Below are 14,593 nucleotides of genomic sequence, written 5' to 3'. Positions count from 1 at the left end.
GTTAATCCGGGTAAAACGTCTGAGACAGAATCTGCCGAGTTTCCCAGATGCCGTTTTCCGGATACACATCCAGCCCGGTTTCGGCCGTGGCGAGCGCAACGGCCTTCGACCAGACGACATCCAGCCAATCAGCATCGCCCAGTTTACCTTTTAGGCTGGGAGACTCTTTCAAGCTGTAAAGCACCTCTTTGCGCTGCGCTTTAATCGTTCTCTCCCAACTGGTTCCGCGCCTGGCCGGCTGATATTTCCATTTAAGTAAATGTGCAATCAGCACCGTCATCCGGCTAGCAAGTTCCCTTTGCTCGCTCTTCCCCACGTCCTCAATCTCCTCGGCGATCTTTTCAATATCGATCTCAGACAATTTTCCGGAGCGCAAAAGAGCGGCCTGTTCATTTGCCCAGGCAACAACATCGGTTTCGTAACGTGTATGGCTCATAGCGTCCTCCGTAAACATCCCTAAATCTGTACGTAGTTTGACCAGTCTGTCAGATAAGCTTCAGAAGGTCAAAAAACGTTCTCCCGAGGAAATTCTTAAATTACTTCAACGCCTTCAGCAGATCCTTGCGCTGGGTTTCCAGTGCGGTGACGCGGTTGCAAACGTCGTGACCGAAGTTCTGGAAGTCCTGCTCCTGGTTGTTCCACTCGTTCTGGATCGCCTTCTGCAAGCCGCCCAGGTTGCCCATGATCGCCTGCAGCGGGTTGCCGCCGCTGTTGGCGGCCTGTTTGACGCCCATCTCGTTCAGGCTGTCCTGCAGCACGCCGCCCATGCTCTGCTGCACGATGTTGCGGCCGTCCTGTTCCACCTGGTCAATCGCCTGGTGGTGGAAGGTCAGACCGTCGCTGCGGTGTTCGATGATGCGATTCATCTGCTGTTTCAGCTGGCCGTTCAGGGTGGTCAGCCGGTTACGCACGTTGCTGTTACTGCCCAGCTCTTTGACGATCACCTTATCCAGCGCCGAGCGGGCTTTCTCCAGGTGCTTCTGCGCGCCGTCGTCGATCCACGGCAGCTGCTTGCGCAAGGCGCTCTGGTAACTGAAGGCTTTCTGCCGCTGGCTGTCGCTCAGGCTCAGCGCCTGGCCGTTGCGGATCACGTCGCCATCCGGCGAAATTTGCAGGTCGCCGCTGGCGCCTTTCACCTGCACGCTCTGCGGGCTGATGATCACATCGTCCTGGGGTTTAACGCTGCATTGGTACTCGGCGTGGGCCTGCGCGGCAGTCGCCGCCAGCAGCAGTAAGGCTAACCCGGTTTTCTTCAACATAGCTTCTCCTGACTCCCATCCAGATTGGGATTAAAAAATCGAACGACCGATACGTTGAGACAACAGTTCCAGCGCCGCAGTTCCCGCCAGCGAGTTGCCGGAAGCATCCAGCTCCGGCGACCAGACGACGATCGACAGCTCGCCCGGCACGATGGCCACGATGCCGCCGCCCACGCCGGACTTGCCCGGCATCCCCACCCGATAGGCGAATTCGCCGGCGCCGTCGTACATGCCGCTGGTCATCATCAGGGCATTGATCTGCCGGGCCTGCAGCGGGCTGATCACCGTCTCGCCGTTGAGATCGCGGCCGTGATTGGCCAGATAGACGAAGCTGCGCGCCAGCTCCACGCAGCTCATGCGCAGCGCACAGTAGTGGAAATAGGTTTGCAGCACGGTGATCACGTCGTTCTCGAAGTTGCCGAACGACTTCATCAGATAGGCGATGGCCGCATTGCGATCGGAGTGTTCGAACTCGGAGCGCGCCACCCGCAGGTCATAGGCCAGGTCGTCTTCGCCGGCCAGCTGGCGCACCACCTCCAGCATGCGCTGTTTGGGGGCGCTGAGCCGGGTTTGCAGCATGTCGCACACCACCAGCGCGCCGGGGTTGATAAACGGATTGCGCGGTTTGCCCTGCTCCATCTCCAGCTGCAGCAGCGAGTTGAACGGCAGGCCGGAAGGCTCTTTGCCGACGCGCCGCCAGATCTCAGGCTCCTGATAGCGCGTCAGCGCCAGCGTCAGGCTCAGCACTTTGGAGATCGACTGAATGGAGAAGCGCTCCGCGGCGTCGCCGGCTTGGAACAGTTCGCCGTCCACCGTGCAGACGGCGATCGCCAGCCGATCGGCGGGCACTTCCGCCAACGCCGGGATGTAGTCAGCCACTTTCCCCTGACCAATCAGCGGGCGCACCTGTTGCAGGATCTCCTCCAGCAACGCGTTATCCAATGTTGTTACCACCTCGGTCACACTCCGGGCAAAACAAAGGCGCCGTTAAGGCACCTTAGATCAATAAAACGGCGCGGCGCGAAGCCGCGCTCATCGGGCAAGCGCGATCAATCCCACCAGATATCGAACTCACCATTCGGTATCACTACCAACCAAATCAAGGGAACTCAAGCACAGCGCAGGCTGGGCCTGGGTTCCTATTTGGTTTATTTTGGTGCATACGGTAACCAAATAGTATATTTTCTCTTTGTCAGCACCCCATAGAGCACCCCATTTTCATGGTGACCCGGAACCGGCAAAGGAATTGAGATGGCATACTATAGCATAGAAAAACGTCCGCGCGCTGATGGTACAACGCGCTACCGCTGCACTGTGGGCGTGAAGCAAGGCGGAAAATACATCTACCGCGAGAGCAAAACCTTTGGGCGCCACCAGCTCGCTAAAACGTGGGGTGCCAACCGGGTGACCCAGATAGAGGCTGATGGGGTGCCAGGCGAAAATAGCTCAAGTGATCTAACTGTAGGTGACCTTATCAGGAAGTACGTGGATGATCCGGCGCTGGGAGGAAAAGTCGGGCGCAGTAAAGGCTATATACTCAACATGCTTGCCGATTGTGATATTGCCAATATTAAGCTGCTGGATTTGCAAGACCACCACGTTATTGAGCATTGCCGCGACCGCAACGCCGCCGGTGCTGGCCCAGCGACAGTAGCTCAAGACCTGAGTTACCTTTCGTCCGTTCTCTCAACAGCCAAACCTATATTCGGCTTGGATTACACTCGCAACCCAGCGAAAGAGGCGCGGGCTACGGCTTTAAAAATGGGATTGATAGGGAAATCACAGCGCAGAACCCGCAGGCCAGCCAGCGACGAACTGGCACGCCTCGTCGCCGGTTTGAGAGAGCGAGCAGGTAAGCGCCAGTCGATTATACCCTACGAAGATATTCTCAATTTTTCGATACTGTCATGCATGAGGATAGGTGAAGTCTGCCGCATAAGGTGGGAGGACGTGAACGAGCAGCAACGGGCGGTGATGGTCAGAGACAGGAAGGATCCGAGAAAGAAAGCCGGCAATCATATGATGGTGCCGCTTCTCGGTGAGGCATGGGATATCGTTCAGCGCCAGCCGAAAAAATCCGAGCTTATCTTCCCATACAAGCCACAGTCCGTTAGTTCAGGCTTCCAGCGCGTCAGAGACCGATTAGGCATAGAGGACTTGCGCTATCACGATATGCGTCGTGAGGCGGCCAGTAGGCTTTTTGAGGCGGGGTTTAGCATTGAGGAAGTTGCCCAGGTCACCGGCCATCGCAACTTGAATCTGCTTTGGCAGGTATACACCGAGCTCTACCCGAAATCACTGCATGAGAAGTTCGAGCAGTTGAAGAAATCGAAGTTGACCGAACAATGATCGGACTGTACAAATATCCAGCAAACTTCTATCGGGCTCAGAACATGAAATCTCAAGACGAAATTATCGGCATGCGGCAACTAACCAACTTTCAGGCAGACCATAGCGCTTTTGGCGGTTTTGTTCTGCTACACTCATCCTTCGTGGATACAATGTCATATGTTTGCGCTGACAAGGCCACTGCCTTTGCCGATCAGGATGTGATGATTCGGCTGGACGTTGCCAAGGCGCTGATCCGCGAGCTGCAGAAGCGCGTCGATTACATCGAAGCCGGCATCGAAAACAATGCCGTGCACCTGGTTGATTAAAAACTGGTTATAGGTGGTATCGGTCACCACCGCCCCACCAGCATAACGATTTGATAATATTACTAAAGATTAGCAATTACCATCCATTTTCCGCCAGGCGGTCAGCACCATCCAAGATGCTGCCCCTGCCGATGTTCAACCATTCGAACACTACGAGGCCGGCGACGGGGCAGCAGATTTTAGATAGGGGCTACGATTGAGTTTTCAAGTCTGCCGGGTTCCCTCCCGGCACAATGGCATTACCAAATCAGGAACTGCGGGCCGAACGTGAAACGCAGGTAGAGGCAGATCGATTTGTATTCATCGACTGTCAGCAGCCGATTGAACACAAGCACAACAGAAACATGCGCCCATCCCGTGAACTGCCCTGCGCTTCTGTGACCACCGATCAGCAGTGTATTCGACTGCACCTGGCGGCCAGCCCCTAGCGACGAATTAGAGACAATGTTTTTTGCGGTCGGGTCATAGAATCCAGAGACAGAACGCCCTGGGTTAAACTGGCCAGTGCCGATCACGAAGTCTGTATTCGGGATATTCACGATCGGCGTAATCGCATTCGTTAGCCCCGCAGTTACCCATGCATTCGCTACTACGGAAGTGTCAGTTAGACGCAGTGAATCTCCACCGACGCCATCATAATTTGAGATAACCATTCCCTGTCCGCCGGTACTGGAATTATCAGAGCGAAGCGCTATTGAAATGACGCTCATTTCATTTTGAGAGGGGATGCCCGTATCAAAACAGTTTTGCGCGTTACAGACGGCATACGGACCATCGAGCTGCGGACTACCCACTTTCTTCAGTGGCTTGGTTGGATCGGCATAGTTATAAAGTGCGTCGGCTGTATATTCGGTTGTGAAATACGCGCCGAGCAATCCCGCTTTGACAGGAACATCCAGAGCGATAGTTTCGAATTCAGACGCTTTCGGAAATCCTACACCTGGCATGGTCCAATTAATGATCTCAGGAAATGGCATTTTTATAACCCCTTACAAGAATTTTTCAACGTTCTGTGTTGCCAGCAGTTGTGCGCCGACGTCGTTTAGATGGAGGTTGTTAAACCAAAGACCAGCAGCATCACCATCAGCCCAATTTTTAGGAAATACGTCATATCCGCTATAGAACTCGGCATTTTTCTGGACTGATAGGCTCCTGATCGCATCGTTAAATACCGACATATTTGTAGCGCCGGTTGCGTTTGGAATTGGCGGAGAAATGAGAATGATGCCCATATCTTTATTAACTGAGCGGTATGAATCAATCAGGTCACTGTACCCTGCATAAAATGCATCAATGCTCACACTTTTCCAATAATCGTTAATGCCGATTATGATAATCGCTACGTCTGGATTAATGTACTCAACGAAATGCGGAATGTGTGGCAAAACATAACTATACATTGGCGTTGTCATGCCACCATTGCCGCATTTGTATAGCGTGGCACCGATTGGTTTATCCGCGTTAAAACCATAAAGCGAAACCGTCCCAGTGTTCCCATTTGTGTTAATGCGCAGAGAGTGCTCGCCGTCCGACAGCCCTGTGATATCGACGAATTTTTTCGTTTTCGTATTACCACCCACAACAGCCACCCAGTCGCCAGCGCCATCGACTCGGTAATTAAATGTGCCGTCACCGTCATAATAGTTGATGCGCAGCGTATTGCAGTTAACCCCATTAATTTGCAGCGTCGCAAACTGATTCGCAGATGTCAGGGAAAACCCATCATGTGAACACCCAATGTCACTATTCGGCGCGCTACCGTTTGAGGCATCATAAACAGTAAATCCGTTGTGAACGATTGACACGTTATTCAGGCAATTGTTCGTTTCCGTTCCGCCGTCAATGTTAAATGAAACCCATCCATCTCCACCGCGTCCATATTTGGAGTAAATCAAATTAGCGATAGCCTGAGAAATCGATTTCCACTCCATCCAAGAATCGCCGACAGTGATAATTCTCAGGTTTTGGTTGCTGCCAATATCATGCTTTGCCACTTTAGCGCGGTATGGCCACAGCGAGCTACCATCAGTAAAACTCATTATCGCTGAACTTTTTAATGTGTCTTTGTGAATGCCTTTAGCAACTAACATTCCATCTTTAAACCCGAGAATGACATTATCAGACATGTCTTTTATCGCAATGAGATTCCCAAGGTCACGCATCGGCTTTAACATTTTTTGAGTTATCCGTAGTTTTTTAGCGATAGATTTAACCAGTCTATTACCAGCCCCAAACGCGTCAAATCGGCCGAATTCAAATGATGTCAGCACATTGCCCGACATATCCTGCGCCGTAGAAAAGTGCTCGCGGCTTTGTGCAATGCGCTTCGTTTTACTTTCTAACGCACCAACGCGGCGCAATGCCTGCATTACGCGGCGCGATACCGATGTAACAAACCGCTCACTGGCCTCCGAATTAATAAACTCAGCCACCCCGCCAGCATTTTTGTAGTAATTGAAGATGACCGTAACACCGCCACCATCTGGTATTGCTACTCGAAACAGTTTCCCGTCTGGCGTCCCGGCTATACCTGCGATCGTGCCGTCAGGATCGGTTGATGATGTGTAATAGGTATTGGCATCTGCGATGTTCTGGGCGTTTTCTGCGGCCGTCTCGGCTCGTTCAGCGGCATCATCAGCGCCTGAAACAGCCTCTTTAGCCTGGCGGCTGAACTTAAACGCGGCATCAGCCGACTGAGCGGCGCTATCTGCCGACAGGCTGCTCTTTGCTTCGTCAGTTGCTTGTTGTGTGCTGCGGGCTCCCAGCACAATGTCTGTGCCGACGACGCCATCAACTGGCAATCCTTCAGATGACATATATTTCTCCGGTGTTGTGGAGTTGGTTATTGACAATTAGCACCAATGGGGCTATTATTTATTACATGAGGTAGCGGAAAGGCCGCAGCCCGAACCCGAAAGGAAGAACGAGATGACAAACGACATGACCACCGCAGAGCTTGAAAAGATTCACGCTGAAATCGCCAAGCTAATGGCCGAGACAGCGAAGATTAACCGGGAAACAATGTGGTATCCGGTAGCTGTCGCAACCGGTCTTATCGGTGCGGTCGCCACGGTAACTACCATCATCATCAAATTTATTTAAAAGAAGCCCCGCAAGGGGCTTTTTCGCAGGTGCGCAATGAGACTGATAAACGAATACACCCCACCCGCGCCGGAAGACCTGGAGCGGCTAAAATCAGAGCTGGGTTACACAGGTAATCAAATGGCAGATATCGCAGGCGTTGCCAGTAATAGCCAGTGGAGAAAATACACTGGCGGGGCAGAACCGCGCGCCATGTCTCCACATATCCTGTTCTTCATGGCTTCTCAGCTTGTCCTGTCAGAAGATGATTTAAACCGAGTGCTGAAGAAGATGCAGGAAATCGGAGCTGAGATAAAATAATCATGGGTTACTTTAGATTTATACTTGCCGCCTTGGTATGCTCTAATCATCTATGGATAATAGGTGGGGTGGGTAGATATGCCGTTTTCTCTTTCTATATCCTCAGTGGTTATCTTATGACTACGGTTATATGCGAGCGCTACGGAACAAGTTTTGATGGCATAAAAAGATATGCAATAAACAGGATTCTTAGAATCTACCCTATATATTTTCTAGTGTTTTTTATTGCTATACTATCTATAAATTTTTTTGGCACTAAAAACACACATGTTTTTGACCCCAACCTATCCATCCCATCAACAATTAAAAGTTGGTTTATGAACATAACCTTAATTGGACTTGACTTTAATGTTCAAGAAAGGACAATCCCGCCTAGCTGGACTCTATTTGTAGAGTTGTTTTTTTATGCAGCAATTCCATTTGCAATCAGACTGGGTTCAAAATTCATCACTTTCTGGGTTATCATTTCTGTTATTTACCATGTATATTTTTTGTATACAGCTACAGATGCTGGGCTTGATTGGAACTCAAGATACGGGACTATATTTGCCGGGTCACTTGGTTTTTCTCTTGGATGCGCAGCAAGATTCTTACCTGTGGGCGGATTGAGGTTTAAAGGCGCAGTTGTAACATCAATCCTTGGATTGGTGTTTAGTTACGCGGTTCCAACATACTTCATGTTATCTGGGTATACTGATAAAGAATGGAGATATATCTCAACATACACATTTTTACCTTTCAATTGCTTTCTCTTTGCTGTTTATTGCTAACTCTATAAATATTAAGCAATCGCCTTTCGGAAGGCTGCTTGGTGAGCTATCTTATCCTCTTTATCTTGTACACATCCCTGCCGGGTTTGTTCTGGTTAATATATTGAACCTTCAACCAAGAACATATTACACATTTGCTTTGTGCTTTGCTTTTTCTGTTGCCATCTCGCTATCTCTTCATTTAATAGATCGCAAGATAAATAAGATAAGAGACAAAGTTAGGCCTATTGCTAAAAAATCGCCCGTTTAATGGGCGATTTATACAGTCCGATTTATTTAAGTAAACTCCCACACGATGACTAGTCCCGGCGCACCGTTCCCGCCATTCTTCCCTTGTGCGCTTGGGCCGGCAAAAGCACCACTTCCACCTGAACCATACCCCGAACCATCATTTCCTTTTACGGAATTGCTCCCACTTGCGCCGACAGATGCTCCACCAGAACCTAGTGGGTTACTCCCGCCTTTTCCTGAAATCCCTGCGCCTAACGCAAATCCATTTCCGCCAGACTCGCCATCAATGGATGCTATATTCGCTCCCGTAGGCTGAAGGGTTTTGGGTGGGATTGACTGGCAAATATTTGGTATTTGAAATGAGTTCGCCGCCAGTCCTGAGTTACCACCAGGACAGGTCAATAATGTACCAAATTTCGTGTCACCACCTGGCTCGCCAATCGTTGCTCCTGATGTAGTATCTGATGCAATGCCTCCAGCCCCTCCGGTTCCAACAGTGACCGCTACGTTTCCATTTATGGTATATTTTCCCTTTCCGTAAGTTCCTGAGTTCCCACCAGCCGCCGCAGATACAGTTCCTGACGAAGGTGTGGCACAACCACCTCCGCCGCCACCGCCACCAACAGCCTCGACAATCACGTATCGCGTTCCAGGTGTTGGCGTGTAAGTGCCTGATGCGGTGAAGCGCTGAATGCCAATCAGGCAGCCGCCCATCGCCACTTTGAGCTTATCCAGCAAGCCATTCACATCGCCATCATCCAGCACATCCTGACCGGTTTTATCGGCGATAAACTGCCCCAGCACAGCGGCCATTGTCGAGCCCTGGCGCCATACAGTGTTGAGTTCCTCGGACTTCGCTACGCCCGAACTGAAGCCCGCAGAGCGTGCCGGTAGCGTCTGATAGTCAGTATTGGGTAAAACGTTGGCGTTTGCCGCAGTGCCGAAGGGTAAAAATTCGTTCTTAGCCATGTGATGCTCCCAGCAGTGTTCCCCATGCGCCCTTATCGAAGCCGGAGATAAATTCATTATCGATGTCGAAGCCAAACAGCGGCCCCGACTCGGTTGTGATGGTGTAATTTTTGATGCGGACGGTTGACGGTTTGATGTCCAGATAACCCAGCTCGATCACTGCTTTCATGACCGGCGTAATGCGGTCGCCGGTGATGTACACCGACATCGTCATGTCGAAGTTATCGACGGCGAAAATCTTCGTTTTTCCGTCTGGGAAAATAATCTGGTAGACATCACTGAGCGTCTCCGTGGTGCCGTCCCAATGGTTGGCCGCAATTTTCGCGCGAATGATGGTTCGGTAGGTGTCATCGTCCAGTTCAGTGAAGCCACCGGCATCGAATCGGCCACGCCATAGCCCGGCATCAAAACCGAGTTCCTCATCGTCCAGCGAGAAATAAACGCCGGTGATCGGCGTGGCAATCTTCCGCCCTATTCCCACCCACAATCCGACAGCGTCCAGCTGCTTACCTACGGCAGTGTCCAGGTCGAAATCGTCAATCAGCTTCGCTGTGGCGTTCTGCACGTCGATCAGGGCTGTGTGATGAGGGAGATATGATCGTAAAATTTCGGCTTGTGCTTGTGATAGGACGTGATGAGCTTTTGGTATTTCGTCTCACTCATGGGATCACCACCACCTCGACATTCGCCGGCGCACAGGCGGCTACCGCGTTGAACCCGATCACGACATTTGCCGGCGCCAGGCTACCCGGTGAGGTGCCTATCTGCAGGTCGGTAATGTCGAACGTTGCGCTGTCTGCGCTGCCGTTCAGATTGGCAGGCAGGAATAGACGCGTCAGGTATACCGGATCGCCGATCTCGATTTCGTTGATGTATGCCGCAACAGCCGTTCTGATTTCCTCGCCGACCGCCGACGTGTAACCCTGCAGCGCTTTGATCTCGACGCGCGCGTAAATATTAACGCTGGTCGGGCGGAAGAAGCTGATCGGATGCACGATGCCGTATTTGTCGGTAACGTCGATTGTGGTCGTGCCGTAGGTGCCGCCGCCAGGCGTTTTCTTGGTGGCGATGGTTTTGGCGATCGCCGCCGCGTCACCGCCGGCAACAACAAGCGAAAATGCTGTGAGGCGGTAAGCCGTTGGCATCTTCTACGCTGGTGTCGTTCTCATACCCACGGTAGCGCTCTACGCCGTCCAGGGTCGCTACAGCGCCCATAATGCCATCCAGCACCGTCAGCGATGGATAGCCACGGATTTTAGCTGGCGCTGGCGCAACTCCGCATCCGTCTCCACTTTTTCGCCCAGCGGTTGCGGCTGCCGGGTTGGTTACCGACTGCCAACCTCGCGTAGGGGTGCCGATCTCGGTAATGCTACCTGCAGGTGCCACGACGGCGGCCATCAACCTGGCACGTTGCTGTCACGGTGACTGTGCATCTATGCCGATCACCACACTGGCAGTAATGACCAGGTGATGCCGTTGCTGTCACGCACTGTGGCCGTTGGTGATCAGCGTGCCGACCTGCCCCACGATCCGCACATCAGCAGTGGAGCGAGACGCCGGCGTTACTGCAATGCCATTAATTTTCACGTTGGAGGCCAAACCGCGCCCCTGCGCTGTTGCCGGGCTGAACGAGTTATAGACGGCGATCGCTGTGTGTTTCGCGTCGTGGATGCCCAGCGCGTAAATAGCCAGCATCTGGCCGTCTTTGCTGTCAAGGTTCCCAGATAAACATCGTCACCGTAGATCTGTTGGAAATAACCGGTCAGCGTGTTGAGTATCGTCTGATAATCGGGCGCGCTGACCCCGCTCGCAGTCACTGTGGCCGCAAGCCCTAGCGTATCGAGATTGAGCATTATGCCTCGCTGGTTACAGTCGTTTCGCCGTACAGCGTGTTGATGGTCGCGGTGAACGTCACGCGGCGCGTATCTGGGTTATATTCCGTGGTGAATTTGAGGATTTCGGTCACGCCCTGCGTGCCGAGGATCCGCTCGCGCACAGCCATGTTGTAGGCGGCTGATTTGTGCTTGCCGAGTATCGTCTCACGATACGGCGTGCCGTCGGTCACATCGAGAAACCATTCGCCCGTCCACAGTTCAAAGCGCGTTTTCACAGCCTGTGCGACCGCCTCCGGGGTGTTCTCCAAAAAGGTGTTATCACCCTGGCCGGAAGGTGTAATCGCCGTTCTCGTCCTCTTTGCGGTACTTCACTCCGGGCCTCCTGTCTGGCCGCTGCCAGTTTCTACGCCCGCCGTGTTTATGCGTCTGCAGGCTGACGCCGCCAGCCTTGACGTCGTTCGTCACGCTCACCGGCCCCAGCATCGTCGCCGTGCCGCCGTCTGCACCCATGCCCTGCGACAGGTTGCCGTTTATTCGTCACGTTGCCATTGAGCACGATTTCTGGGGAATTGGATCTCTGTGCCGCCCTGCGCGCTGGCGGTCATTTTCCCCGTGTGTGGTGACGTTAACGGCATGATTGTCTGGGTCGAGTTCGATAAATGCGGCGCCGTCATCGGTGCGCAGTTGCGCGGCCGTGGAGCTGATGCCGATGATTTTCTTCGCCTGAGACTGCGGCCCGACAGCGCAAAAGCATCTGCAAGATGGTGCTGTCGCTGGTCTACGGGTTTCCTGCACCCCGCCGTTCTGCCACCAGTAATCGATGCAGCGGTCGGGCGAACACGACAAGGCACTCGTCGCCGGCAGTCACTGGAACGTCAGCGTGACGCCTCCGCCGCGCGGAACACGACAGGAACATCAACAAGTAGTGGCAGCGCCACCGATGACAAGGACCGTCCAGATTGCCGCACAGAGGCTTTTACAGCCGGTTGGATCGTGGCAGTTACCGCGTCAACGTCGAAAGACTGGATGATGCCGGCATTGCCACCCGTAGACTGGTACTGAGCGAATCAGCCACGGCTTTCAGCACCAGCTCAGGGGAGTCCTGGCGTTCGTTGTTCGTTACCACGTTATGCTCCTGCCCGGATGGTGGATTGGGTTCAAGCAGCCCCGCGCGCCCTTGGCAATACAGATCATGTCTGATACCAGGCCATTGCCGCGCGTGTCGCCGTAATAGGCGATGTTCTTCACGATGTAATCACCGTCCATGTCCAGCAACTGCCGGCTGCTGCACTGAGGGCGCCCGCTGTGCTGCCGGTGGCGATCTCTTGGTTTGACAGGCCGACCTGGTTTATCGATTTGTTGTCGAGGCGATCAGCGTGTCGAGGCTGGATGTTCGGGTTAATCAGGCATTTCACGTTGATGCCGCCGTTAATGGTTTTGCTCAGGCATGCCGATTCCAGCCGTCTGCGCGTTCAGCACGATGGCATCGGCCAGATGAGGCGTTTTGCCGGCACATCTGCAGGCGCCCGTTCTCATAGCGGCCATGGTTGCCTTGCACTGCGCCGCCAGCTGGAAACTTCATCCCGGTGCATGCCGAACATCGGTTTACGCGTGGCGCCTTGGTGGTGCAAATTCCGGCGTAGCGCCGGCGACGATGTCGTAAACCCCGAATCGGCTTCATCAGCGCGGTGTGTACGTCCTGTTGCGTGTACCCGGCTGCGAGCGTGGTGTTTCATCACCGCGAAGTTATGCGCCTGGTCACTGTCGGCCGCCTGGATCACCACGTAGGTGTCGGTCGGGTTTTTCACGCCCGCTGTAGGAATACTGGATCTGACCGGAAAAAATCAGTCCGAAATTGTCCTGGGTAGCCGGCGACAAACTTTATCTGCGTGAATTCGTTCTGCCTGATCCGGCTGTTGGTGTTCCGGCTCAGGTTGTAAATCTTGAACATCGCCGTGGCGGGGTAGCTGATGTCGGGCCTGCTGATGTTGAAGCTGATTTTCAGGCCGGATAACTCCAGCCCTTCCCCGGCATCGTTCGCCACGATAAGGCTGCATTTTCGCATCCAGTTAGTGGTCATAGGCGCCCCATAAAAACCGCCCGGAGGCGGTCAGTTGGTCAGAAAGTATAGGTGGGATTCAATGCCCAGGTTGGTCTGCGTCGGCGGCGCCAGCACGGCGGGATCTGACATCACGAACAACTGGCCGCCAATCCCGAGGTAGCGATACTGCGCTAGCAGGTCAGCACCGGCCACCAGCGGGATACCTTGAATAATCGGCGTTCTGTCGTTGCTCGCGATATCCAGTACCCACCCGGCCATATCGCGCCACATCAGCGTAAGCTGGTACTGCACGCCGGCCAGTTGGATAGCAAATTGCTGAGATACCGGCGTAAGGGGGATTTCAACCAATGCCAAGGAAGCCTCCTGCAGACTTTAAAATGCTCTGCTGCTTTTCCGGTGTGGTCGGGTTTTTCAGCCCTGTGTTGCTCACGCCGCCGGTGTCCTGGGGTGATTGCATGTTTTTCCGACGGTGTGGTCGTCACCTTCTGCGTTTCAGTGATGATGAGCTCGCGCAGGGTGAGCGTTGTCATCAGCACGTTCTCGCTGGTTTTATCGGTCAGCACCTCAATAGCGCGGATCAGCATGTTCTGATACTGCCGCTTTCCGGTGGTCACGGCAAAAGGCACTTTGCTTTTTTTTCAGCTCCAGCAGCTGCTGATAGACGTCCGCCGGGCTGGTGCCCAGCGATAAACCGGTACTGACGTTAAAAATCTCGGTCGTGTCGATTCCATCGATCAGCGATCCGCCGCTGGCAAACCCCAGCTCCATCGTCACCTCAGCTGGGCGATCATAAGCATGGTCACTTGTCGGTGCGCCGAGCTCCACGGGGTGCTCGGTGATTTCCGTCGCGTCCATGTGCTTCTCGCTGATTGCCACGCTCGGCACGATAATGCCGATGCGGCGCCGCTGCTGGGAGAACAGCACAGATAAAATATCCATCAGCCCACCTGTGTTTGCATGTTGCGTGTCTGCCGGCGGTAAACGCCCTCAACCGCATCACCGGTAAGACGCGCCGTTTCGTGGATCACCGCCGCCCTGCACGTTGATATTGAACACGGAGCTATTCGAGCCGCCAGCGCCAACGGCTGATTGAGCCGCCTTCAGCACCATTTCTGGAGCGTAAGGATTTTTGCCGTTCTCAATCTGCGTGATGCCATTCATCAGCGTTGCCAGCACCTGTGGATCCTGAATATTCAGCGAGTCACCCCGACCAACGCCGAGCATTTTGCTCAGCTTGTTGATATAGGCCTGGGTGTTGTTCTCGCTGGCCGGCGCAAAGCGGCTGATGATGTCCTCTACAGATTGCAGCTTCTGATAACCTGCGGCCTTTGACGTCCCGTTGTAGTACGCCTTGATCTGCTTACCCAGCGCCGCGAACCCTTCAAAAGCAGAATTGAAGCGAGCAAAG

At 53.4% G+C, this 14,593-nt stretch carries 14 protein-coding genes and 5 pseudogenes; 5 read left to right on the top strand and 14 right to left on the bottom strand.

Annotation, left to right across the window (positions count from 1 at the left end):
- Position 1: 1 nt before the first annotated feature.
- The 3 genes from FHU12_RS00085 to glsB form a co-directional block, all read right to left on the bottom strand.
- Positions 2-436 (bottom strand): DUF29 domain-containing protein, encoded by a 435-nt coding sequence (locus FHU12_RS00085; RefSeq protein WP_141966646.1) that lies wholly within the window; start codon positions 434-436, stop codon positions 2-4.
- A gap of 100 nt (positions 437-536) precedes the next feature.
- A complete protein-coding gene (locus FHU12_RS00080) occupies positions 537-1,259 on the bottom strand; it encodes a YggN family protein (protein ID WP_025304254.1) in 723 nt (240 codons plus the stop codon).
- A 30-nt stretch (positions 1,260-1,289) separates the two neighbouring features.
- A complete protein-coding gene (gene glsB, locus FHU12_RS00075; protein ID WP_033649631.1) occupies positions 1,290-2,213 on the bottom strand; it encodes a glutaminase B in 924 nt (307 codons plus the stop codon).
- A 297-nt stretch (positions 2,214-2,510) separates the two neighbouring features.
- On the opposite strand from glsB, the gene FHU12_RS00070 reads away from it, so the two are divergent.
- The gene (locus tag FHU12_RS00070; RefSeq protein WP_141966644.1) at positions 2,511-3,608 is read left to right on the top strand and encodes a tyrosine-type recombinase/integrase; all 1,098 of its coding nucleotides are present in this window, start codon (positions 2,511-2,513) and stop codon (positions 3,606-3,608) included.
- Positions 3,609-3,652: 44 nt separating this feature from the next.
- Complete coding sequence (locus tag FHU12_RS00065) at positions 3,653-3,916, top strand: hypothetical protein (RefSeq protein WP_141966642.1); 264 nt, start codon at positions 3,653-3,655, stop codon at positions 3,914-3,916.
- Between the two features lie 239 nt (positions 3,917-4,155).
- Here the strand turns inward: FHU12_RS00065 and FHU12_RS00060 are convergent, their stop codons facing one another.
- On the bottom strand, positions 4,156-4,893 hold the full coding sequence (locus FHU12_RS00060) for a hypothetical protein (RefSeq protein ID WP_141966640.1): 738 nt from the start codon (positions 4,891-4,893) through the stop codon (positions 4,156-4,158).
- Between the two features lie 12 nt (positions 4,894-4,905).
- Positions 4,906-6,732 carry an SGNH/GDSL hydrolase family protein gene (locus FHU12_RS00055; RefSeq protein ID WP_141966639.1) on the bottom strand — a complete coding sequence of 609 codons (1,827 nt, stop codon included), beginning with the start codon at positions 6,730-6,732 and terminating at the stop codon, positions 4,906-4,908.
- A gap of 112 nt (positions 6,733-6,844) precedes the next feature.
- On the opposite strand from FHU12_RS00055, the gene FHU12_RS27060 reads away from it, so the two are divergent.
- From FHU12_RS27060 to FHU12_RS00045, 3 genes are read left to right on the top strand one after another with little or no spacing between them, the layout of a single operon-like run.
- Positions 6,845-7,018 carry a hypothetical protein gene (locus FHU12_RS27060; protein WP_153860755.1) on the top strand — a complete coding sequence of 58 codons (174 nt, stop codon included), beginning with the start codon at positions 6,845-6,847 and terminating at the stop codon, positions 7,016-7,018.
- A 36-nt stretch (positions 7,019-7,054) separates the two neighbouring features.
- Positions 7,055-7,318 carry an XRE family transcriptional regulator gene (locus FHU12_RS00050; protein ID WP_141966638.1) on the top strand — a complete coding sequence of 88 codons (264 nt, stop codon included), beginning with the start codon at positions 7,055-7,057 and terminating at the stop codon, positions 7,316-7,318.
- 2 nt (positions 7,319-7,320) lie between these two features.
- Positions 7,321-8,088, top strand: a complete 768-nt coding sequence (locus FHU12_RS00045; protein ID WP_141966637.1) for an acyltransferase family protein — start codon at positions 7,321-7,323, stop codon at positions 8,086-8,088.
- A 276-nt stretch (positions 8,089-8,364) separates the two neighbouring features.
- On the opposite strand, the gene FHU12_RS00040 is transcribed toward FHU12_RS00045, so the two are convergent.
- The 9 genes and pseudogenes from FHU12_RS00040 to FHU12_RS27055 form a co-directional block, all read right to left on the bottom strand.
- Positions 8,365-9,288 (bottom strand): glycine-rich domain-containing protein, encoded by a 924-nt coding sequence (locus FHU12_RS00040; RefSeq protein WP_185742256.1) that lies wholly within the window; start codon positions 9,286-9,288, stop codon positions 8,365-8,367.
- Positions 9,281-9,853, bottom strand: a complete 573-nt coding sequence (locus FHU12_RS00035) for a DUF2612 domain-containing protein (RefSeq protein WP_260440684.1) — start codon at positions 9,851-9,853, stop codon at positions 9,281-9,283. The genes FHU12_RS00040 and FHU12_RS00035 overlap by 8 nt, the downstream gene beginning before the upstream one ends.
- 94 nt (positions 9,854-9,947) lie before the next feature.
- Positions 9,948-11,144: pseudogene (locus FHU12_RS00030) on the bottom strand (baseplate J/gp47 family protein).
- Positions 11,141-11,495 (bottom strand): annotated as a pseudogene (locus tag FHU12_RS00025) (contractile injection system sheath initiator). The pseudogenes FHU12_RS00030 and FHU12_RS00025 overlap by 4 nt, the downstream one beginning before the upstream one ends.
- Positions 11,492-12,213, bottom strand: a pseudogene (locus FHU12_RS27550) (Gp138 family membrane-puncturing spike protein). The pseudogenes FHU12_RS00025 and FHU12_RS27550 overlap by 4 nt, the downstream one beginning before the upstream one ends.
- 714 nt (positions 12,214-12,927) lie before the next feature.
- A complete protein-coding gene (locus FHU12_RS00015; protein WP_141966636.1) occupies positions 12,928-13,203 on the bottom strand; it encodes a hypothetical protein in 276 nt (91 codons plus the stop codon).
- A gap of 30 nt (positions 13,204-13,233) precedes the next feature.
- Positions 13,234-13,539 carry a phage baseplate plug family protein gene (locus FHU12_RS00010; protein ID WP_141966635.1) on the bottom strand — a complete coding sequence of 102 codons (306 nt, stop codon included), beginning with the start codon at positions 13,537-13,539 and terminating at the stop codon, positions 13,234-13,236.
- Positions 13,526-14,124: pseudogene (locus FHU12_RS00005) on the bottom strand (phage baseplate protein). Before FHU12_RS00005 ends, FHU12_RS00010 begins: the two are co-directional and overlap by 14 nt.
- 57 nt (positions 14,125-14,181) lie before the next feature.
- Positions 14,182-14,593, bottom strand: a pseudogene (locus tag FHU12_RS27055) (hypothetical protein); the annotation flags it as partial.

This window comes from Serratia marcescens (assembly GCF_006715005.1).
Classification (GTDB): Bacteria; Pseudomonadota; Gammaproteobacteria; order Enterobacterales; family Enterobacteriaceae; genus Serratia; species Serratia montpellierensis.
Note: the sequence above shows the minus strand (reverse complement) of the source record. Positions and strands in the feature narration are given on the sequence as shown.